Annotated in this window: 22 protein-coding genes; 18 read left to right on the top strand and 4 right to left on the bottom strand. The window is 36.7% G+C overall.

The annotated features are described in order from the left end of the window. The first annotated feature begins 146 nt into the window (after positions 1–146). From M3610_RS02690 to M3610_RS02675, 4 genes are all read left to right on the top strand, one after another. Positions 147–509 (top strand): hypothetical protein, encoded by a 363-nt coding sequence (locus M3610_RS02690; protein WP_251456360.1) that lies wholly within the window; start codon positions 147–149, stop codon positions 507–509. Further along, positions 496–1,863: a 4Fe-4S binding protein gene (locus tag M3610_RS02685; protein ID WP_251456359.1), complete on the top strand. Its 1,368-nt coding sequence runs from the start codon at positions 496–498 to the stop codon at positions 1,861–1,863. The genes M3610_RS02690 and M3610_RS02685 overlap by 14 nt, the downstream gene beginning before the upstream one ends. A 310-nt stretch (positions 1,864–2,173) precedes the next feature. Further along, positions 2,174–3,820: a copper resistance CopC/CopD family protein gene (locus M3610_RS02680; RefSeq protein ID WP_251456358.1), complete on the top strand. Its 1,647-nt coding sequence runs from the start codon at positions 2,174–2,176 to the stop codon at positions 3,818–3,820. A gap of 31 nt (positions 3,821–3,851) precedes the next feature. Beyond that, entirely contained in the window at positions 3,852–4,508 is a 657-nt protein-coding gene (locus M3610_RS02675; RefSeq protein WP_396953632.1) for a YcnI family copper-binding membrane protein, read from the top strand. Positions 4,509–4,582: 74 nt separating this feature from the next. Here M3610_RS02675 and M3610_RS02670 read toward each other — a convergent pair whose 3' ends face one another. Further along, entirely contained in the window at positions 4,583–5,218 is a 636-nt protein-coding gene (locus M3610_RS02670; RefSeq protein ID WP_251456356.1) for a YczE/YyaS/YitT family protein, read from the bottom strand. Positions 5,219–5,396: 178 nt separating this feature from the next. Between M3610_RS02670 and M3610_RS02665 the strand changes: the two genes are divergently transcribed. The 8 genes from M3610_RS02665 to M3610_RS02630 all read left to right on the top strand — a co-directional run bounded on the left by M3610_RS02665 (position 5,397) and on the right by M3610_RS02630 (position 16,452). After that, on the top strand, positions 5,397–6,578 hold the full coding sequence (locus M3610_RS02665) for an LL-diaminopimelate aminotransferase (RefSeq protein ID WP_251456355.1): 1,182 nt from the start codon (positions 5,397–5,399) through the stop codon (positions 6,576–6,578). 125 nt (positions 6,579–6,703) lie between these two features. Next, entirely contained in the window at positions 6,704–7,153 is a 450-nt protein-coding gene (locus tag M3610_RS02660) for an SRPBCC family protein (RefSeq protein ID WP_098572525.1), read from the top strand. Positions 7,154–7,237: 84 nt separating this feature from the next. After that, the gene (locus M3610_RS02655) at positions 7,238–8,344 is read left to right on the top strand and encodes a cadherin-like beta sandwich domain-containing protein (RefSeq protein WP_251456353.1); all 1,107 of its coding nucleotides are present in this window, start codon (positions 7,238–7,240) and stop codon (positions 8,342–8,344) included. A 170-nt stretch (positions 8,345–8,514) separates the two neighbouring features. After that, positions 8,515–11,274 carry a phosphoenolpyruvate carboxylase gene (gene ppc, locus M3610_RS02650; protein WP_251456350.1) on the top strand — a complete coding sequence of 920 codons (2,760 nt, stop codon included), beginning with the start codon at positions 8,515–8,517 and terminating at the stop codon, positions 11,272–11,274. 257 nt (positions 11,275–11,531) lie between these two features. After that, complete coding sequence (adhE, locus tag M3610_RS02645) at positions 11,532–14,135, top strand: bifunctional acetaldehyde-CoA/alcohol dehydrogenase (protein ID WP_251456348.1); 2,604 nt, start codon at positions 11,532–11,534, stop codon at positions 14,133–14,135. 38 nt (positions 14,136–14,173) lie between these two features. Beyond that, positions 14,174–14,827, top strand: coding sequence for a hypothetical protein (locus M3610_RS02640; RefSeq protein WP_251456346.1), 654 nt, complete (start codon positions 14,174–14,176; stop codon positions 14,825–14,827). An 18-nt stretch (positions 14,828–14,845) separates the two neighbouring features. Next, entirely contained in the window at positions 14,846–15,394 is a 549-nt protein-coding gene (locus M3610_RS02635) for a hypothetical protein (protein ID WP_251456344.1), read from the top strand. A gap of 5 nt (positions 15,395–15,399) precedes the next feature. Then, positions 15,400–16,452 carry an alpha/beta fold hydrolase gene (locus M3610_RS02630; RefSeq protein ID WP_251456342.1) on the top strand — a complete coding sequence of 351 codons (1,053 nt, stop codon included), beginning with the start codon at positions 15,400–15,402 and terminating at the stop codon, positions 16,450–16,452. A 68-nt stretch (positions 16,453–16,520) separates the two neighbouring features. Here the strand turns inward: M3610_RS02630 and M3610_RS02625 are convergent, their stop codons facing one another. After that, positions 16,521–17,303, bottom strand: a complete 783-nt coding sequence (locus M3610_RS02625) for an alpha/beta fold hydrolase (protein ID WP_251456340.1) — start codon at positions 17,301–17,303, stop codon at positions 16,521–16,523. A 145-nt stretch (positions 17,304–17,448) separates the two neighbouring features. Here M3610_RS02625 and phaQ point away from each other — a divergent pair, with 145 nt between their 5' ends. The 4 genes from phaQ to M3610_RS02605 all read left to right on the top strand — a co-directional run bounded on the left by phaQ (position 17,449) and on the right by M3610_RS02605 (position 20,947). Beyond that, positions 17,449–17,886: a poly-beta-hydroxybutyrate-responsive repressor gene (gene phaQ, locus M3610_RS02620; RefSeq protein WP_251456338.1), complete on the top strand. Its 438-nt coding sequence runs from the start codon at positions 17,449–17,451 to the stop codon at positions 17,884–17,886. Next, positions 17,867–18,466, top strand: a complete 600-nt coding sequence (locus M3610_RS02615) for a hypothetical protein (protein WP_251456336.1) — start codon at positions 17,867–17,869, stop codon at positions 18,464–18,466. Before phaQ ends, M3610_RS02615 begins: the two co-directional genes overlap by 20 nt. Positions 18,467–18,687: 221 nt before the next feature. Further along, positions 18,688–19,887 (top strand): coiled-coil domain-containing protein, encoded by a 1,200-nt coding sequence (locus tag M3610_RS02610; RefSeq protein WP_251456741.1) that lies wholly within the window; start codon positions 18,688–18,690, stop codon positions 19,885–19,887. A 223-nt stretch (positions 19,888–20,110) separates the two neighbouring features. After that, the gene (locus M3610_RS02605) at positions 20,111–20,947 is read left to right on the top strand and encodes an undecaprenyl-diphosphate phosphatase (RefSeq protein WP_098572535.1); all 837 of its coding nucleotides are present in this window, start codon (positions 20,111–20,113) and stop codon (positions 20,945–20,947) included. Positions 20,948–21,033: 86 nt separating this feature from the next. On the opposite strand, the gene M3610_RS02600 is transcribed toward M3610_RS02605, so the two are convergent. After that, complete coding sequence (locus M3610_RS02600) at positions 21,034–21,840, bottom strand: glycerophosphodiester phosphodiesterase (protein ID WP_251456334.1); 807 nt, start codon at positions 21,838–21,840, stop codon at positions 21,034–21,036. Between the two features lie 243 nt (positions 21,841–22,083). Between M3610_RS02600 and M3610_RS02595 the strand changes: the two genes are divergently transcribed. Together M3610_RS02595 and M3610_RS02590 are read left to right on the top strand one after the other, a co-directional pair. After that, complete coding sequence (locus M3610_RS02595; protein ID WP_098572537.1) at positions 22,084–22,179, top strand: YjcZ family sporulation protein; 96 nt, start codon at positions 22,084–22,086, stop codon at positions 22,177–22,179. Between the two features lie 34 nt (positions 22,180–22,213). Next, positions 22,214–22,339, top strand: a complete 126-nt coding sequence (locus tag M3610_RS02590; RefSeq protein WP_251456332.1) for a YjcZ family sporulation protein — start codon at positions 22,214–22,216, stop codon at positions 22,337–22,339. 25 nt (positions 22,340–22,364) lie between these two features. Here the strand turns inward: M3610_RS02590 and M3610_RS02585 are convergent, their stop codons facing one another. Next, complete coding sequence (locus M3610_RS02585; RefSeq protein WP_251456330.1) at positions 22,365–22,781, bottom strand: YkvA family protein; 417 nt, start codon at positions 22,779–22,781, stop codon at positions 22,365–22,367. Positions 22,782–22,859 lie beyond the last annotated feature (78 nt).

Genomic DNA, 22,859 nt, shown 5'->3' with positions numbered 1-22,859 from the left:
GTCAGATTTTACAAATCAATGAACAAATGAACAGAAAATCAATACTCCATATTATCTCCAACAAAAATGCATACAATCTGCAAATTTCCCCATTACATTAAACATATGAACATTAGATATAAAAATAGCTTTTTGGAGGTTGAAAAATGAAGAAACTATTTTTATTTATTTTTGCATTAGCATTTATCCTTTCATTCGATGTAAGGGTATTTGCAGATGAGGGACATTCCCATACACCCAATTTAAAACAAGCAACAGAGAATATGAAAAGGGAAACATCCGTTGATGATCATGCCACCATGAATCATGACAGCAGAACCGACATGGAGGGAATGGACAAGGAGGGAAGTGGTGATGAAGATCAATATCATCATGGACCACTGGTTGAATCACCACCAAACTATAAAGTGTTAGGTTCATATGGGGCAGTGAATCTATTATTTGTCCTAATAGGTGTCTGGAATAGATGGTTTAGACGGAAGGGAGATGTAAACAATGGCAATGCCTGAGAAAAACTTACCAGAAAAGGAACCTTTTGATCTCCTATCTATATCAGTTGTGAAAAAGTTTGTGAAAAGCAAATGGTATCCTGGAATCTTTCAATGGATTGTTATTTTTGTATTTTTCATCATAGTTTACGAATTAGTAATGGGTACCGTAGATCCGAGTAAAAACTTTGGTACTACGATGACTTGGGTGTTATGGTGGCCGATTATTCCAGTCCTATTTTTACTAACAGGCCGCTTCTGGTGTGCCATATGTCCGTTCGGTAAATTAAGTGATATTGTTCGTAAATTTGTTGGCAGCAAGCGACCGATGCCTAAGTTTTTAAGAAAATATGGAATTTGGTTGATAGATTTATTCTTTATTGCCATTACTTACAGTGACCATGTGTGGGGAATTGTAGAGTCGCCACGAGGTTCAGGTTACCTATTGCTTTTACTCGTAACCATGGTTGTAGCCACTTCTGTTTTTTATGAAAGAAGAACCTTTTGTAAAACACTCTGTTTCCTTGGTGGTCTTGCTGGAAACTATTCACGCTCTGGTGCATTAAAAGTACAGGCGACTCCTGATATTTGTAAAACCTGTAAAGTCCAATCTTGCTTCAAAGGAACCGAGGGTGTTGAAGGATGCCCAATGTTCCAATTCCCTAAAACAATGGAGTCCAGTGCAGAATGTAATATTTGCGGAAACTGTGTGAAAAACTGTCCAAGCAATTCGGTTAAAATTACAACTAGAATTCCTACAAAAGAATTGTGGGGATTAAAAAATCCGAAGCTTGAGCATGCTTCTTTAGCTGCTGTTATTATGGGTATCGTGTTCGTACAAAATATAACCATGCTTGAACCATGGCAGGATATTCTGAATGCAATTGGTTCTGTGACTGGTACAGAAAACTATGTTGTGAACTTTACGATTGCCTTTATCATTGCCATGGCATTACCAATTTTTTTATTGTTAGGAACTGCAAAACTAGCATCACTACTTGGAATGGAAGGTTCAATCAAAAAGAACTTTACTCGTTTTGGCTATGCGATTATTCCTTTGGATCTTGCTGGTCATCTGGCTCATAACCTATTCCACATCTTCACAGAAGGGAAGGCAGTATGGTTTAATTCAATCCGATTATTTGGAGTAGATACTAACCCAGCAAGTTTAAGTCTCGCCTCAACTCCAACCGTACAAATGATTCAGTATATAGTGATATTAATCGGGTTGGTAGGTACTTGTTATGTGGTGTACAGAATGGGTAGAGGCAAAATGACATCTTTTAAAGCTATGCTGCCATATTACGCGCTTATGACTGTCCTAGCAATCACAAATATTTATTTATTCTCCTTACCTATGATGCATAGAGTTTGATGTAGGATTAAATAATGCCTTATTTATTATAAATAATTTTAAAAAGGGGAAGGGATTATCAAAAACCTATTCTGAGGTTTTTGATAATCTCTTCCTTTTATGATTATTACTTGCAAACCAAACTTTTTAAGGATAATTATAAATAAAAATTCCTCAATAACCGTAAAAGTTCAACAATTAGTCACAAGTTGGTCTAGAAAAGATATTGTTATTAACCCTATTTATCATTATCATTGTATCGACAGTAGAAACTATTTTTCATAAAGTTAAGTTATTACAACAATGATTTTGGTGATAAGGGTGTGATGGGTTGCAAACAAAACAGAAGGTAAGTACATTACTACTAATCTTTGCCCTGTTTCTATTTTTATTTCCGTCTATTTCTTCGGCGCACGCCTACATAAAAAAGTCTACACCATTAGAAAATGAAACAGTTGAAAAGGCACCATCCGAGGTTATGATAAAATTTGATGAATCAATCCAACCGGCCTTTAACTCCATAAAAGTGTTTGATTCAGAGGGGAATCGAGTCGATAAAAAGAATGGCCGAGTTGATCCAAAACAACCATCTATCCTAACGAGTGGATTAAAGAATGGCCTTCCCGATGGATCCTACCGGATTAAATGGAGGGTGGTTTCAAGTGATGGGCATCCGGTCGAAGGTGTCATTCCATTTCAGGTTGGTGATGAAGGTCAAAATTCAGCAACTTCCAATAAGGTAACAAAGGGTTACAAACCCAAGGCCGATCTAATCGTCATTCGTTGGCTTCAATATTTTAGTAATGCTGGTTATGTTGGGCTAATCTTTTTTTATATGATGGTCATGCCCTATAAATTAAGGGAGATAGAATCAGTTGACAAGAAGTTCCGGAGACTAATTAATGCGAGTCTAACCCTCCTATTCTTTAGCCTTTTATTAAGTTTGCCACTACAGGCATCGATTGAATCTGGATTCCCATGGAGTGAAGTCAGCTTTCCATTAATTGAAAATGTCTTAATGAATACGAGTTATGGGCATTCATGGACTATTCAAATCGCTCTCCTCATTACGCTTGTTCTACTTACCTCTTTCATGGGGATGGCCGAGAGCACGAAACGAATCATTTTGTGGGCTTGTTTTATTCTAGGAAGTGCCTTGCTATGGACAAAGTCTATGACAAGTCATGCTGCTTCCCAATCAAATCAATTTTTACCGATTGCAATGGATTTCCTTCATTTATTCGGCGCATCGATTTGGATTGGAAGTTTAATTGGTTTTGTCGGCTTCCTTTCATTAAGAAAAAATACGGATTTTAAACAGGATTATCTTAGAATGATAAAAAACTTCTCCAAATGGGGCTTAATTATTGTTCTGCTCTTAACCTGTACAGGAATATATAGCAGCTTATTATATATTCCCAACCTTTCAGCCCTGGTCCAAACAACTTATGGACAGGTATTAATAGGTAAAGTTAGTTTATTTGTCCTAATGGTAGTGCTTGCTGGGGTGAATTTTCTTAAAGGAAAAAGGGGTACTGCAAATGGATTAGGGACTCCCATAAAGGGTGAACTTTTAACGGGTCTAATCATCCTTATTCTTTCTGTCGTGTTAACCAATTTACCAACAGCCATGCAGTCGCCGGGGCCGTTCAAGGAAACCAATATAGTAAATGAGGGCAAGCAAATTACACTGGCAGCAACCCCAAATATAATTGGAACGAATTTATTTGAAGTTACATTAAAAGATAAAGCAGGACAGCCCATCAAAGATATTGAACAATTACACCTAACGTTTACAATGCTTGAAATGGATATGGGAAAAGAAACGGTTAACCTAGCAAAAACGGCCGAAGGAAAGTACGAAGTAAAGGGTTTACATTTTACCATGGCTGGAAAGTGGAACGTACATGTACACGTTTTAACAAAGTCATTAGAAAGTATCGATACAGATTTCATCGTTTTAGTGGGAAGCCAATAAAAACATTCGAGGAGAGTTAACAATGAAAAAAATGATTGGCAGAATTTCAAAAGTATTTATTCCGGCAGTAATCAGCTTATTTGTCTTTTCAAGTATGGCTAGTGCTCATGTCACAGTAATGCCAAAAACATCTTCAACAGGCGCATGGGAAACTTATACTTTAAAAGTGCCAGTTGAAAAGGATGTAGCCACCACGAAAGTAACGGTCAAAGCACCAGCTGGTGTAGAAATTATGTCTTATCAACCCGTTCCAGGCTGGACCTATTCATCTGAAAAGGATGCTAGTGGTAAAGTAAAAACATTTACCTTCGAAACAACTGGGGAAGGGATTTTAAGTGGTCAATTCCAACAATTTGTATTTGTAGCGAAAAACCCGGAAAAGGCAACCAAAGCTGCTTGGGATGCTTTTCAATATTACAAGGATGGCAGTATAGTCGAATGGACCGGTGGGGAAGGGACTGACGCACCCCATTCTATTACAGATATAGTAACTACTTCCAACACAGACCAACATAGCAGTCAAACATCAGAACATAGTGATAAGGCACAAACAAAGGATAACTCAAAAACGAAAACAGAAGTGACTGAAAAGAAAACAGAAACATTCACATCTTTATCACTAATTTTATCGGGATTAGCAGCGTTGCTTTCCTTCGCTGCACTGATTATCGCAATCCGAAAAAAATAAAATGCAAATAGAAGATGCCGTGTGCATCTTCTATTTTTTTAAAAGGTTAAAATATGGTGGCTTCCTAGTCTTATTCAGAGGGCAATATCTTGAGTTCGTCGTTTCTTCTTAGTGATTGTTTCTACTAATGCCTTAAATAGCTTAAGAGAATGATGGAAAATTGGACTTTGAATGAATGTATAAAGGAAAGTAGCTATAAAAACAGGACCACCTAACAATAAACCAACCAATAATACTATGCTTTCTACCGTAATGCGTGCTTGACTAACTGATAACTTAGTTTTATCAGAGATGGATAACATAAAGCCATCACGAGGACCCGCACCGATTCCTGCTGCAACATACATCCCGCCGCCGACCCCTGTAATGATGATTCCACAGAGAAGAATAAGGTAATCAACCCAAGTATCTGTTGCTTTTGGAAGAATATCTAACCAGAGGAAAAAGTCCATGATAGGTCCAATACATAAGGCATTAAGGATAGTACCTATGTTAATATAACTCCTTGCTACAAAAACAGAAATGATTATCAGGATCAGTCCGCATATGACTCCCCATGTTCCAATGGTTAAACCAAAATGTTCAAATAGCGCAACATTCAGTACCTCCCAAGGATGCAGGCCCACATATTTTACCTTAACGGCAATTGCATTTCCTAAGCCAAAAAAGGTTAGTCCCGCAAAAAATAATAAATACTGAACCAGCTTCATTTTTAGTTACCCCCACACAAAACCTTTTTTTCTGAATATTAAAACCTATCTTAAGATTCTAAAGTATGATTGAATAATAATCAATGATTATATTGATATATAGAATTGAATTCATTAGATTGATATAATTTAAATATGTTAGAATAGTTAAATTTTTCTTAGGATAGAGGGGATATCTATGCATCTCGTTGCATCAGAAAAAGTAAAAAAAATGTCGGCTAGTATTTTTCAAGAGATAGCAAATCGAAAACTAATAGCCATCAAAGCTGGTAAGGATGTCATTGATTTAAGTGTAGGAAGTCCAGATTTTCCACCGCCGTCATTTGTTGTCGATACATTGATTGATTGTGCTAGTGACTCAAGCAAATATGGCTATACCCTAACAGGGATACCTGAATTTAATCATGCCGTAAGTTATTTTTATAAGCAAAGATATGCGGTTGACCTAAACCCAGAATCTGAAGTATTGCAGCTGATGGGGTCTCAGGATGGTCTTGCTCATTTGGCTTCGGCAATCATTAATCCTGGTGATTATGTATTGGTACCGGATCCCGGGTATCCCATTTATGAGGCAAGTGTAAACATTGCAGGCGGGATTATCTATCCGATGCCGTTATTAGCTGAAAACAAGTTCCTGCCTATGCTAGAAGAAATCCCGTTAGATGTGCTGGATAAAACCAAAATGATGATTATCAGTTATCCTGGTAACCCTGTAACAGCTTTAGCTGATCAGTCATTTTTTGACAAGGTAGTTACCTTTGCTAAGCAGCACAATATTTTGGTTGTTCATGATTTTGCGTATTCTGAGTTGATTTTCGATGGGAATCCACAGCTTAGTTTCATGTCTGTCCCTGGGGCAAAGGAGATTGGAATTGAATTTAATTCTCTTTCAAAAACCTTTAATATGGCAGGCTGCCGGATTGGTTATGTCGTCGGCAATGTGCAAGCCATTGACATCTTAGCATCATTTAAATCACATATTGATTATGGAGTCTTTTATCCGATCCAAAAAGCAGCCGTAAGGGCGTTAACTTCAGATTTTGCTTTTCTTAAAACACAGGTGAATGAATATGAGCTGCGTCGCAATGTATTGATTTCTGGGCTTGAAAAAAGTGGTTGGCAAGTTGCCAAGTCCCCAGCAACCATGTTTGTGTGGGCAAGAATCCCAGCAGGATGGAAATCCCGTGAGTTTGCCTTTGAATTAATTGACCAAGCTGGAGTGGCTGTCATTCCGGGTGATGCGTTTGGAAACCTGGGTGAGGGATATGTTCGGATTGCTATGGTGCAACCACCAGAACGACTATCCCAAGCGGCTGAAAGAATTCATGAATTCCTAATGGAATATTCAAGAAAGAAGTAAAGTATGGTGATTTTTTGGGCAAACTCCTTCTTGCCTCTTCTATAAATATAAATATCTACATATATTTTTTAAAAGACCTTCTTTCGCAAGAGGGTCTTTTACTTTGAAAATGAAAGAGGGATAAAATGCTCAGCGATTTACAACATTTAGAATTAGATATCCCGATTGAAGTGATTTGGGACTTTATTCGAGACGAAAACAATTGGGCACCACTTGTACCTGGCTATATTCAACATGAAAAAAGAAATGAACGTCAAATCTGTTGGGAATTTAAGAGTGATCTTGGAGTAATGAAAAAAAAGGTTAGTTTATTGATAGATATTAAAGAGTGGAACGAACCATCCAGGATATCTTTTGATTTAAAACGTTCAAATGAAAAATATTTAGGTAAGGGCTATTTTGAAGCAAAGGCATTAAATAAAAATAAAACTCGTGTGACGGGCTTTCTAGAAATCAATGCAACAGGGCCAATGGGATCTTTAGCTAATTCCCTTTTTAAAAAAGCACTCCAAAAATCAGATGATGAGGTAGCGTCAGTCATTTCTACTAAATTAGAAGAATTTCATCGCAGGTAAAAATTTAAGCTAAACTTAAGCAAACCATGATAAAGTTAGTCCAAATTCCACTATCCCGAAAGATAGAGGACAGGAGGATTAACGATGAAACAATCAAAACCAAACAAAGCCCTAAATGTATTTCTAGTTATTTCACTGGCATGGGTGGGAGCTGGATCATCCATACCATCTGTTTATGCTGAAACTAATACGTCAACAGTTCAAGAAAACCAACTAGCAAGCAATCTTTCAAAATTAGAAATTGAAGGCAAGGAGCTCGACCAGAAATTCGCTGCAGACTTATTTGAATATACTGCCACAGTTGGGAACGAGGTTGAAAATATTAAGCTTTTAGTAGATAGCTCTAATACAGATGCATCGATTACGATTAACGGTCAGGAGATTGTCAAGGGGACAACAGGGACTTATGCGCTTCAAACAGGAGACAATAAGTTTATTATATCTGTAAATAATGGAACTGGTTCATCAAATACCTATACTCTGACGGTAACAAGAGAGAAAAATGCGAATAATTTCTTAAAAAGTATTGAACTATCAAAAGGCGAGTTATCACCCAAATTTTCTTCAGATGTTAATGAATATAATGTCAATGTTTCAAATGAAATTCCTGCCATTACATTTAAACCGACAGCGATAGAAGCAACGTCAACAATAAAAGTAAATTCTACAATAACAGGGAAAAATGGGGTGGATGTTTCACTTCCCGTAGGACAGTCAGATATTATGATCACGGTAACTGCTGAAAATGGTAAAAAGAAGATTTATACCATCCACGTTACAAGGATGAAAGCTGTTGAGGATAAAGCAGTGGAAGATACACCAGCTGAAGTCAAAGCCCCTGCAGCAAATCAGAAAAATAATCCAGTATCTATCCAGCCTAGTACAAGAATAAATACTCGACCTAATTCTGCACAGCCGACATCCCAACAGCAAAGTTCTTTAAATACAGAAACATGGGATAGTAACTTTACAAGCGATGAGTTTACTTATCATATCACGGTGTCAAGTGATGCTGATGAAATAACACTAAAGCCGATTGCAAAATATAGCCGTTCGGAAATCTCGATTGAAGGTGGAACGAGCAAAACAATAAAACTGGAAAATGACAAGAAAACAATTATTTCTGTCGTCGTTACGTATGATGATGTTGATCGAAAGACATATGTGCTTGTGTTTGATAAAGAATCTTAAAAAAGTACGGATTAGTTAACCCTAAAAAACCTGCACAATGCAGGTTTTTTTCGTATAATTAAAAATTTATTAAAAAAAAAGAAAACTTATCTTTAACACGTCCAACAAAATTGTGGTATATTAATAAATAAAAAATTTAGCGAATTTTGAGATTAAAGGAAGGTGGCAGTATGACAACAGAAGTAAAAAAAAATGACAGCAGTCTTCCGTTGCGTCGTGATGTAAAATTACTGGGTAAAATATTAGGAGATATTCTGATTAATCACAGTGGTTCTGCATTATTTGATAAAGTGGAAAAAATACGTTTAATGTGTAAAACATTAAGAGAAAATTTTGATCAATCAATTTATAATGCCTTAAAAGAAGAAATTTCTAGTCTAGATGCTCCGATGAGGAAACAAGTTATTCGAGCATTCTCAATGTATTTTCATTTAATTAATGCAGCGGAACAGAACCATCGTATGCGTAGAAGAAGACAGTACCAACTTCAAGAGGAAAGGGTTGTCCAACCTGCTTCTATTGAAAGTGCGATTCTTTTGCTTAAAGAGAATAATATAGAAGAAGAAGTCATTCAAGATACTTTAAATACTTTATCTCTTGAGCTTGTAATTACAGCTCATCCAACAGAGGCAACGAAACGCTCCATACTTGAGATTCAGCAGCGAATTGCTGATATTCTTAAAAACCTCGATCACCCTTTGTTAACAAGAAGAGAAAGAAAAAAGCTGGAAGAAAGTTTGTTTAACGAAGTTTCAATACTTTGGCAAACGGATGAATTACGACAGAACAAGCCTACTGTTTTAGACGAAGTTCGAAATGGTTTGTATTATTTTGATCAAACTCTTTTCGAAGTACTGCCTGAAATTCATCAAGAAGTGGCAGAATGTTTAGAGAAGAACTTCACTAATACACAATGGGAAGTTCCTAATTTCTTACGTTTTGGTTCCTGGATCGGTGGTGACCGGGATGGAAATCCAAATGTTACACATGATGTCACTTGGGAGACTTTGAAAAGACAAAGAAGACTCGTTTTAAAAAAATATAAAAAAGCTTTAGTCGAATTAATGAAACGATACAGTCATTCCACTTCTAGGGTGGAGGTAAGTGAGGATCTTCTTACATTAATTGAGCAAGAGGATACTTATTTAACGGATGACAAAAAATGGCCAAATAAAGGTGAGGCATACCGCCGTGCCTTTGCAATTATTATTGAACGTGTAAAACAAGTTGGAAAAACGGATTTGGGCTATAAATCTTCCGAAGAATTATTAGAAGACTTGTATGTGATTAAAAGGAGTTTGAAAAAGCATCATCCAGCAGGACATGAATCAAAAATTATTCAAAAGCTGATCCGACAAGTACAATTATTTGGGTTTCATTTAGCTACACTCGATATTCGAAATCATAGCGGCGAACATGAAGCAGCCATAACAGAAATTTTACGCAAAGTCAGTATCACCGAGAATTACGCGGGTCTTTCTGAAGAGGAGAAACTAAAAATATTGCAAAATATATTATTAGATCCTCGTCCACTCTTACTATTAAATGAAGACTACTCAACGGAAACACAGGAAATGATTAAAGTGTTCCAAACAATTAAGAAGGCACACGAAGAATTCGGAAAGCGAGCTATTTCCGTTTATCTTGTGAGCATGACAAAATCACCGAGTGATTTGCTTGAGGTACTGGTACTTGCAAAAGAGGCTGGGATTTATCGCCTTCACGCAGATGGCACTTTAGAAAGTCATTTACACGTGGCACCATTACTGGAAACAATCGACGATTTAACAGCTGGGCCAAAAATAATGGAAACACTTTTCGAGATGCCTGTCTATCGTAATCATTTGCAAATATTGGGTGATCAGCAGGAAATCATGCTTGGGTACTCGGATGGAAGCAAAGATGGCGGTACACTGACAGCTAACTGGAAACTATATAAGGCACAAATTGAGATTCATGAAATGGCGAAAAGGTACCAAATCGGACTAAAGTTTTTCCATGGTCGTGGTGGTTCGTTAGGCCGTGGCGGCGGTCCATTAAATAAAAGTATCCTATCCCAGCCGGCTGAAACGATTGGGGATGGTGTAAAAATTACTGAGCAAGGTGAAGTATTATCTTCAAGATATCTGCTTGAGGATATTGCCTACCGTAGTTTAGAACAAGCTACCTCTACATTACTTTTAGCCGTTGCACATATCTCTAAGGAAGCAGAGCAAGGTTTCCAACGTGATCCAATTTGGGTTGAATCGATTGAAGAAATATCGAGTTTAGCCTTAACAAAATATCAATCATTGGTGTTTGGTGATTCAGATTTTCTTACCTATTTCACTGAAGCCACACCACTAAAAGAGATAGGGGATTTAAACATCGGCTCCAGACCGATGAGCAGAAAAAATCAAGGACGATTTGAAGATTTACGGGCCATTCCATGGGTATTTGCTTGGACGCAAAGCCGCCAACTGCTTCCTGCATGGTATGCAGCCGGAACCGGTTTAACAGGGTTTGCAGCAAAGAGCGAACAAAATTTGCCTATTCTCCAGGATATGTATGAAAAATGGCCGTTTTTCCGATCAACAATTGATAATTTACAAATGGCCTTAATGAAAGCAGACATCACGACAGCTAGAGAATATTTATCCCTTGTTGAAGACCAAAATATGGCTGAACGGATATTTACTAATATTCTTGAAGAATATGAACGTACCAAAGAAATTCTTCTTCGAATTACAGGCGATAATGAATTGCTTGATCATACACCAAATATTAAAGAATCGGTATTTAGAAGAAATCCATATGTCGATCCATTAAACTTTTTACAAGTAGAGTTAATAAAAGAACTGCGAAGTCAGGGTGGATCAAACGAAGACTTATTAATTGAAGTTTTGCTAACTATCAGTGGAATATCTGCTGGACTACGGAATACTGGTTGATTTATAAAAGGAAGCCTTAAATTCTTTTTCAAAAAGGATTTAGGGCTTTTATATATATATGGGAAAATTTATGAACGTTTTATGAATTCTTTAAAAATGAATGGTTATTCATTCATTTTTGCGCAAAATTCGACATTTTTCGATTTATCCATCGTGCTATATTTTAACCAGAAAAGTATCCAAGTAATTATTAAGAGGATATAGGCCAATTTTTAGTCGAATCAAAGATCAAGGAATGAACTTGGAGGAGATATTATATGGCAGTTGAAGAAAAGGTAGTACATGATAAACAAATAATCACTTCAATGATTGATACATTAGCAAATAATGCAGAGAAATCACTTGGTGAATTCCGTTCATACAACCAAGAGATGGTTGATGAAATTGTCAAACAAATGGCTCTTACTGCTCTTCAAAATCATAAGAATCTTGCAAAATTGGCTGTAAATGAAACAAAAAGAGGGGTTTATGAAGATAAGGTATTCAAAAATATGTTTGCTACCGAGTTCATTTATAACAATATTCGAGAGATAAGAACTGTTGGTGTAATCAACGAAAACGAAAATGAAGGAATAGTAGAGATCGCCGAGCCAGTAGGTGTGATTGCTGCGGTTATTCCAATAACAAATCCAACCTCTACTGTAATATTTAAATCCTTGATTTCGCTTAAAACAAGGAATCCAATTATTTTCGCATTCCCACAGTTTGGCCAAAAATGTTGTACGGAGACCGCGATTTTACTGAAGGAGGCAGCCATTAGGGCAGGTGCACCAAAGAATTGCATTCAGTGGATTGAAGTTCCTTCACATGAAGCGTTTCAGGCCTTAATGAAGCATCCAAAGGTTTCTCTTATTCTAGCAACAGGTGGACCAAATTTGGTGAAAACAGCTTATAGCTCAGGTAAACCTGCACTTGGGGTAGGTGCAGGAAATGTACCTTGTTATATTGAAAAGACAGCAAATATCAAAAGGGCTGTTAACGACATTATCCTGTCAAAAACCTTTGATAACGGAATGATCTGCGCTTCTGAACAAGCTTTAATTATTGATCAAGAAATTTATGATGAAATGAAACAGGAAATGATTTCTAATAATTGTTATTTCCTTAATAAAGAAGAAAGATTAAAGGTAGAGAAGATCGCCATTATTGAAAAGACGAATACCATTAATCATTTAATTGTCGGATTACCAGCCACAATGATTGCAAAATTGGCAGGAGTGAATGTTCCTGAAAATACCAAGATTCTCATTGCAGAACTAGAGGGTGTAGGGCCAAAATATGCGCTCTCATGTGAAAAACTAAGTCCGATACTTGCTTGTTACAAGGTTAATAGTTTTGCAGAGGGCATTCAAATTGCTGAGGAAACCTTGGAATATGGTGGTCTTGGGCATTCAGCATCAATACATACTTCGGACCAATGCTTAGTAGATTTGTTTGCACTTCGTATGAAGGCAGGGCGGATCATGGTCAATACACCAACGACACATGGTGCAATCGGGGATATTTATAATACATCATTACCGTCATTAACCATCGGATGTGGTACTTATGGAGGGAACTCTGTGTCACAAAATGTAGGGGCACAAAATCTCATAAATATTAAAAAGGTTGCAAAGAGAAGAACATTTACCCAGTGGTTTAAAGTTCCATCGCAAATATTCTTTGAAAAAAATTCAATCCAAATGCTAGCCTCTATACCAGGAATCTCAAAGGCATTTATTGTCACAAGTAACAGTGCTGTCAAAAATGGGTATGTTGACAAGGTTGTTTACTATCTAAACAAGAATCAAAGGAAAATCCAATTTGAAACATTCTCCGAAGTCGAGCCTGAACCTAGCATTGATACAGTAAAAATCGGTGCAGAGCGGATAAGAAGATTTCAACCAGATTGTATTATTGCTCTTGGCGGCGGCTCAGTGATAGATTCCGCAAAAGCGATGTGGCTATTTTACGAACATCCAGAAACTGATTTTCATAGCTTAACACAAAAATTCTTTGATCCTAGTAAAAGAGTAGTTAAATTCCCAGCACTACGTGGAAAAGCAAAATTTATTGCAATTCCAACAACATCCGGAACCGGTTCAGAGGTCACAGCCTTCTCTGTTATTTCAGATAATAAAACAAATATAAAATACCCTCTCGCGGATTTCCAATTGACACCGGATGTAGCCATTATCGATCCACAGTTTGTTATGACAGTTCCGAAGCATGTTACCGCTGATACAGGGATGGATGTGTTGACACACGCGATTGAGTCGTATGTTTCCGTATTGGCCAATGACTATACAGATGGACTTGCATTAAAAGCCATTCAACTTGTCTTTAAGTATTTGCCAATAGCTTACCGAGATGGAAGTAATGAACTTGCCCGTGAAAAAATGCATAATGCTTCTACAATAGCAGGGATGGCTTTCGCCAATTCCTTCTTAGGAATAAACCATAGTCTTGCCCATGTTTTAGGGGCTGAATTTGATATACCACATGGACGCGCCAATGCGATTCTTTTGCCACATGTAATCCGTTACAATGCAGCCAAACCAAATAAGTTCATGACATACCCTAAATATGAAAACTTCATAGCTGATGAACGTTATGCGGAAATTGCTAAAATGCTTGGGCTGCCTGCCGGTACGACTGAAGAAGGTATTGAAAGCCTAGTCCGTGCAATTATTAAATTAACAAAGGAACTAGAAATCCCGATGAGTATAGAAGCAAGCGGGGTTGATAAAGAAGTATTTGATAGCAAAGTAGCAGTTCTCGCAGAACGTGCATTTGACGATCAAGATACGATTGCAAATCCAAAACAACCATTTATAGGCGAACTTGAAGAAATTTATCGTCAGGCCTTTAGTGGTATTTAAATGGAAGAATTAAATTTTCATTTAAGGAGGCGAGTAGGATGTTTGAGAAAAGAGAAATTAAAAAAGAACAAGAACCTATCCTCGAAATCATCAAAAAGGAGGCTGAACAAATTAGAGAAAAAGAGGTGAGCGCTGCACAACTGTCAAGCTTAGACATTCTCTGGCGCAAAGCATTTCAAGAATTAGACGAATGGTCTAAGCGTTCAGACTTCCGAGACGAGATATTTCTAAAGGAAGCATTGTTTTTTGCTGATAGCATCCAAAGGAATCAAGAAAACATAAAAGAAATGGCAGAGAGATTTGATAAGGAATTTACTGAATGGGAAAGGACTGCAAGAGAGGAATTTTTGATGTCCACCACGAGTCTACAGCATTTCTTTCCACTCAAGTCATACGAAGAAATTAATGCCCAGATTGATCAACTTCAAAAAAGAACCATTTCAATTCTAAGTACACCTTGCCAAGTTATTAGCAAAAATCAACCAATTGATAAATATCTTGAAACGATCGAGCAATATGTGGTCCTTAGGAAAAAAATCAGGAAGCAATATATCAAGGGTGTTAAACAAGTTGGAAACCTAATATATGAAAATCAAAAAGGTTTTGTTAATTTATTAGCACGACAAATTAAACCGTTGTTGTTTCCATTTAATAAATATTTGGAGAAAGAAGAAGAGATGACAAATTTCTAAAAAAGGAGGCAAAAAGCAATGACGAAGGAAAAAAACTATGATCCGTTGCAAGGATTTAGAAGAATAAGTGAAATGTGGGAAAGACAATTGAATGGCATGCTATACATGATCACTGACAATAATGAGTTCGTTCGACTTCTTAGTGTGGGGACAGATAGTCATGCAAGATATATGGAGCGGTTAAGAAAGAACCAAGAACTCATGGCAGGTGTAATGAATATTCCAACCAAAAAAGATATTGCAAATGTAGCAAAATTATCTCTTCAAACCGAAGAAAAAATTGATATTTTAGAAGAGCAGGTTTGGAATTTACAGGATAGTTTAGAATCCCTTAGTACGGGTAACGTTGCAATGTTTCAAGATATGGTGACGATTATAAAACAGATAAAGGAAGAATCAGCTTTCATTCAAAATGAGATTCAAAATTTGAGACAAGAAATCTCTCAATTAACAGATATTAAACAGGAACTTGCAGCCTTGAAAAAACTTGTGCAGCCAGTGCAGACTAAGAAAAGGGGCAATGAGCTTGTTCTGACTGGGACTGGCAGTGAGGATGGAAGGGGCTGAGAAAGATGATAGCTAAAGCACTAAGAAATATTCCATTAGTTGATTTGAAAAAGGAATCTTTAAGGTGGGAACAAGTCTATAAAGTCTTAACAGAACCGAAACCGGATATTGTTCCAACCAAGAGAGAAATTGTTTGGAAAAAAAATAAATCAACATTATATTATCATCCTGCTAAAGAAAAAGAATATCAAATCCCTGTGTTTTTAGTCTACTCACTGCTTAATAAATCGTATATTTTAGATGTCGGGGAAGGAAGTAGTGTAGTTGGAGGATTAACGGAAAGAGGATATGATGTTTACTTCCTTGATTGGGGTTCTCCTAGTTATGAGGATAGTGAGATCACTCTTGATAATTATATCCTTGATTATTTAGAAAATGGTGTCAAACGTGCGTTACGACATTCCGGTGCAAAAGAAATATCGATGATCGGCTATTGTTTAGGAGGCACAATTGCTGCTATTTTTACCTCACTAACAAACTTGCCTATTAAGAATTTAGTCCTAGCAACGGTACCAATTGATTTCAGTATAGGAATCGTTCCGGATAAGTGGTTAAACGGACTCCAAAAAGGAACTATAAATTTTGATCGACTTTCTGAGGTTTATGGTGTTATTCCATCTGAAATAATGTACGGAATGTTTAGGGGACTTTCACCTGTCTCCGTTAGTCCATGGGTAAACCTGATTTCCCGTGCACATGATGATGAATATGTTAAAAAATGGCGGCGGATGGACAAGTGGACAAAAGACTCCGCCTCGTTTTCAGGGGCTGCCTTCAAACAGCTATTTAATGATCTCTATAAAGATAACAAACTCTTAAAAGGAGAGCTAACGATTGGCGGAAGGAAAGTAGACTTAAAAAATATCCATTGTTCATTCTTTGTCTTCTCAACATCACGAGATACCTTGATACTAGAGAAACAAAGCCTCCCTGTTATGGACATGGTTTCTAGTGAAGATAAGACATACGAGGTATTTGATGGTGGACACGTTTCTTTAGCCTTATCTGGAAATTTTGCCATTTTTGCGGATAAATGGCTCTGCTCACGGTCACAATAAAATTAGGAATTTCTTAATTAAAAGGAAGTAAAAGCGGGAAGGACTCCTCTCCATCCCGCTTTAACTAGTTATGAAGCAGCTTTTTGTTTAGCAAGGAATGTCCTTAAGAGTCGATTAAACCGGTCTTTTGCCTCCAATTTGGCCAGATGGCCGGTATTTCTCATAATAATAAATTCTGAATTTGGAATAAGCCTGTGCATCCAAGCCTGAATCCAAACAGGCAAGACGGAGTCGTACTGACCTCCAATAATAAGTGTCGGAACATCTACCATTGGTAATAACGATAAATTATTTACCTCAAAACATGCTACTAATGAGTCAACAAATATCTGCGGTTTTGGTTGGAAAAACTTATTAAACTTCTCAACTGTGTCCTTATTCCACGAATAAAGTGCCATCCGTGCTGCATAATCTGAGTGTTCCTTCATGTATGAAACTTGCTGGAGAAGTTCTTTTCGTGGTTCAAATAAAACACTCTTCAGTTTCTTAGGAAAGTAATGAAATGAACTAATTAACAGGAGAGTGCGGCAGCGTTCCGGTGCCTGTCGGTAAATCTCTTGCGCAACTGCACCACCCATTGAAAGACCCAAAATATGAGCGGTTTCAATTTTTAATTCCATTAACAAACCGAGGATATCTATGGCAAAATTTTTTATTGAGATGCCTTCTGTCTTACTGCATTTTCCATGACCACGTAAGTCAGGGATGATCAATTCATACTGATTAGCCAATTCAAATTGGTCTTCCCACCCTTCTTTTACTTCACCTAATCCATGGATCAAGACCAACGGCTCGCCTGTCCCTAAGTGCATATAAGGAACTCCCAATTTACTTATTCTTGCTGTTTCCATTTCACACCACCTTTTTATTTTTATTAGCTTATTGCCAAATAACAGTAAATGAAAACTCTAACTTTTATTCATAAATATTTGCTGAGTTGACAAAATATTACTCATAGGTGTAAAATACACATATACAGGGCGAGGTGATAAAAATATGGTGAATCAGGACAATCAAACGATCAATCCATCAAAAAATTTTGTGCTGCCATTTATTTTATTGCTTCTTAGCAGGGTGTCACTTCATGGGTATGAACTTAGCCAGAAGCTAGAGGCATTCGGTTTTAAGACGCTTGACCAGGGGAATTTATACAGACTGCTAAGACAACTAGAAAAGGACGAGCTTCTATCTTCAGAATGGGATACAACTGGGAGCGGTCCTGCTAAAAGAAAATATTCAATTACTAACGCAGGAATAACATACTTAAATGGTTATGCCAACCAACTAGAATCTTATCAATCGTTATTGGATCAATTTTTCAAAATGTACACCAGTTTCTTTGAGCTCTATATTCCTTCGTTCCATAAGAAGGATCCAATAGAGAAAGTCAATAATAGAAAGAGGAGGAAAGACGATGGCACAGAAGAAAAATGAAACGGTCCAGACTGTTAAAGAAAAGAATGTACCAACGGCAGAAGAATCGGTGGCTCCTGGGTCATTTGTACACACTTTTTGGGATCAATTTGAGCTTTCTAGTGAACGGGCAGAACAGCTTCAAGAGAATAGAGAAGATGCATATATTAATGCCTTAAGAGAAGTCATTAATTTCAATAAGCAATTTAGAAAATCGGTTGCGAATTTGTATGAGCAGTCGAAAAAAACAAACAAAGAGATGGTTTCTGAACTAATGCATCAATTTTCATTCGGTAAAGCAGAAATCAAAGATGAGGACTTTCCGGTGAATGAGAGAGAAGAACTTAAGAAACAGGTTTTAGAGGTATCTGCACAATTAGAGAAAATTGCATTAACGCCAATTAAATCAGTTTTTCAGATTGTCGACCAACTAGAAGATAATTTTGAAAAAAATGCAGAATCAAGCGTAACTTTTGGTCGTGACCGGCGCAATGCGTGGAAGCAGGTTAGGAAGGAATATATTAAATTGGCAAGAGATACTCATTTAAACATTGTTGACCGAAGCAAAGGTAGTCTTAAAGAATTTGTCAAGATGCCGTAACTACTAGTTATCAACTAAGGAGAATTAAAAGAATTGGGGAATATAAGCATCGATTGCAAGTCATAAGAACCACAATCTCTCTTCTAACTATTCTAGAGATTGTGGTTCTTTTAATTTGTTAATTACATAGGAATTTTGTTGTGTAACCTAGAATTTAAAATACATAATTCGTCTTAGATGCTGGATGTTTATTTTAAGAAGGCAGGGGAACCAATTTGAAAATGAAGATAATCGCACTATGTACGACCTTTATTATGGGAATCGGGAGTGTTTTTTCTTGTCCATCAGTAGATGCAAAGGAAAATAATCTTAAAAGTGTACAGGATCAGCGAACAGGTCTTCAAACAGATATTTCAAAAGCAAATTTAGAAATTTTTCAAGTCCAAGATGAATTAATTAGACTAGCTGAACAAATTATTAGAGTTGAGCAAGCCATTAAAGATAATAAAAAAATGATTGAACAAACAGAAGAAAAGGTAAAAGCCTCACAATCCCAAGTACAGGATCTTCAGCAAGAAATAGCATCCATTCAAGAGAGAATTAATAAACGCAATGAATTAATAAAAAAACGTGCCTTATCGCTACAAGAAAGTGGTGGTCAGGTTAGATATATACACGTTGTTCTAGGTTCTTCGAGCTTTAGTGATTTTGTAGAAAGACTTGGTGCTGTTGCCTCGATGGTGGAAGCAGACCAAGATCTAGTTAAACATTATAAAGAAGATCAGAATGAAGTCCAAACTAAACAATCTTCAGTGGTGAAAAAGTTAAACGAATTGCAAAATATGAAAACAGAACTTTTATGGATGCAAGAACAAATATTAGAACAAAAAAAGCAAAATGATGCTTTAAAAGCAGAACTTAGGATGAAAGAGCAGGAAAAACTTTCTGAGAAAGCTGATTTACAACAGAAAGATGGAACACTAGCAATAAAAGAAGCGCTCTTATTAAACGAGGCTCAGAATTCTAAGGGAACAGATAAAAATAATGAAACCGTGAATTTGGATGTTCCATTACCTACAACCACCAATGAAGCCATTAATGTGGTCATTCATGCTGGGGAAAAATATATTGGGAACTCCGTTTATGTATTTGGCGGGGGAAGAAACTCTTATGATGTTGCCCATGGTAGATTTGATTGTTCAGGATTTGTTGCGTGGGCCTTCAGACAGGCAGGAATTAAAGTGGGCGCTCATACAGATATCCTAAAAAATACTGGCGAAAGAGTTACCCTAAGTGAAGCGCATCCTGGAGATTTAGTTTTTTTTGACACTTATAAAATAGATGGGCATGTAGGGATTTACCTTGGCGGAGGTAAATTTATTGGTTCTCAAGGTTCAACCGGAATAGCCGTTGCAGATTTAACGCAAGGATTTTACAAAAAGAAGTTTAATGGGCGTGTTATGAGAATTATCAACGACTAACCATATAATGAAAAAACACTGAATGTGGCAATAATTTAAGGCTGCATTTTTTCTTTGGAAAAAAATACATGAAACTAATTTTTGAATAATTGCGTTATTAATAGTGGAGAGTAAATTGGAATTTAAAAAATATTGCATTGTTATTGTTTAATGAGTAAAATAGATGAGTTATAAATTTAATCACTTACAATACATTTGCAACAAGGTTAGGAGATTATCAGAAATGGAACTACTTATGATTATTAAAGCTATTATTCTAGGGCTGGTAGAAGGATTAACAGAATTTGCCCCCGTATCATCTACCGGGCACATGATTATCGTGGATGATATGTGGCTGCAATCCGAAAAGTTTTTAACACAGCATGGAGCAAACACATTTAAAGTCGTTATCCAACTTGGTTCCATATTGGCGGTTGTTGTCACCTTTAAAGATCGTTTTATTGATTTATTAGGATTGGGGCGCTTAAAAAAACAAGCAGCTTCAGGACAAGTACAAGGCCGTTTAAAACTTTCTCAAGTAATTGTGGGTTTAATCCCTGCCGGTGTACTAGGCGTCCTTTTTAACGACTATATTGATGAGCACTTATTTTCAACTGCAACTGTTTTAATTGGCTTAGTTATTGGGGCGATCCTAATGATTCTTGCGGATATTTTTGGTCCAAAACGTCCAAAAGTACAAACAGTTGACCAAATTACCTACAAACAAGCATTGACTGTTGGCTTGTTTCAATGTTTTTCACTTTGGCCAGGATTTTCTCGTTCGGGTTCAACAATTTCAGGAGGAGTTTTGATGGGGATGAGTCACCGTGCTGCCGCAGACTTTACCTTTATCATGGCTGTGCCAATCATGGCTGGAGCTAGTTTTCTCTCTTTATTAAAGAATTGGGAGTATATGACGTTGGATGCCCTTCCAATTTTTATTGCAGGATTTATTAGTGCCTTTATTTTCGCTCTTTTGTCTATACGCTTTTTCCTAAAGCTTATTAACAAAATAAGATTATTACCATTTGCTATTTATCGGATTGTGCTGGCTATTATCCTGTATGTAATATTTATCTAATCCGTGCCTTCTCTGTATTGTTAAACCAAAAGGTTAATAAAGAATGTAAGTGGGTCTATTAAGTCAATAATAGACCCTATTTCTATTTATGATAAATCTGGAAAGTCACTGATAATTCCTTCAACATGGAAATGATTAAGCGTTTTTAAGTCATTCTTTTTATTAACAGTCCAAATCATTGTTTTAAAGCCATGGTGGTGAATTCTTTTAATCAACCGCTTATTCACCATGGTTATTTTGGGATTTACATACGACACATAGCTTGTAAAGGACTTTAAATTTTTATTCGAAATCATCTTCACACCGGAGTTTTTAATCAAAATGCCTATTGGAATGGTAGGCAGAAGGTCGTGAAACCGTTTTAGCGCACCACGGTCAAAGGACTGAACAATAATTTGCTTGTCAACGGATGTTAACTCTCTTTTCTTCAATTCCTCCGCAAGTTTTTCCTCAACCAGGGGATAAAGTGAGGGTTTTTTTAATTCAATTAAAAAGCCGATTTTCCCTGCAAACTCCTCAAATACCTCAGAGAGAGAGGGGATCTTCTCACCCGTAAAATTACAATGAAACCAACTTCCTGCATCAAGACTTTGAATTTCTTGTAAAGTAAAATCCTTTACTTTCCCTTTCCCATTTGTTGTTCTGTTAACGGTTGGATCATGTATCACAACTAATTCATGATCTTTTGTCATTTGAATGTCAAGCTCGAGGTAGTCGACACCTAATTCTACGGCTTTCCTAAAGGATGAAATTGTATTCTCTGGACAGTAGCCTGCCGCACCTCTATGACCGATTTTCAAGGGGAGGGTTTCTTTCTTTTTCTCACTAAACCGTGTGATTGCTCTGTATATGATCATGATAAGTACGAATAAAAGCGTAGCAGCATTTCTCAAGTTGGTGCCCCAATCTATATATATTTGTGAACATGGTATGAAAAATAGATAAGAATGTCAATTCGAAGAGGATAAATTGTAAAAAATATTTTTCTGAGGGCTAATTCCTTTATTGTACTTGAATTTTTCCTTAATTATGGGCTTCTTCTTTTTTATTAAACTGGGTAATTTGGATATGTGTCTATCGCACATTTTTAATCAAGTGAATAGGATATATGGAATTAAGAAAAGGAGGTAATGTAAATGTCAGGTGTAGCTGGTGGATACGGCGGCGGATTTGCCCTACTGGTCGTTTTATTTATTTTGTTAATCATTATTGGGGCTTCATGGTGCTACTAAGAAATCAACTTAGATAAAAAGGAGGTCTTGAAAAATGTTTGGTTACGGATTTGGAGGATGCGGATACGGATATGGAGGTTGCGGTTACGGCGGCGGTTTTGCTTTAATCGTAGTATTATTTATCCTCTTGATTATTGTCGGTGCAGCTTGCTTTAGATAAAAACGTAAAATGGAGGCCCGCTTGTTTAATCAAGCGGGTTTTCATTTGAAAAAGCCCGTTTCCATTTACTAAAAGCATCTAATTCATTGGAAATTTTCTTTACAGTAAAGCCAATCAAAGCTGCATCATCCAGGATCCCCAGACCAATAATGAAATCTGGTACTAAGTCAAGTGGCGAAACAAAGTAAAGAAGGGTACCAATGACAGTAAGAATTGTGCTGGGTGAGACATTTTTATATTCACCTTTTGAATAGGCTTTAACTAATTCAAAAAATAATTGCAGTTTTTCCCAAACATCTCCTAAACTTCCCTTTTTCTCATTTGCCATTTTGATCGCTTTGTTAAGCAATCCTTCTGTTTTTTGCGGGTTGCCAAGGTATTCTTTAGCTTCATTAGAATATTTATGCTGCTCTTTTTCAAAAACCTTAGTTTTACCGAACAATGCATTCACTTCCTTTTTGTGAAGTCCATGCTTAGTTTACCACCAAATAAAAAAAACATTAGATATTTCATCATAAAT

The sequence above is a fragment of the Neobacillus sp. MER 74 genome, assembly GCF_023714155.1.
This window is presented reverse-complemented; position numbering and strand designations above follow the sequence as displayed.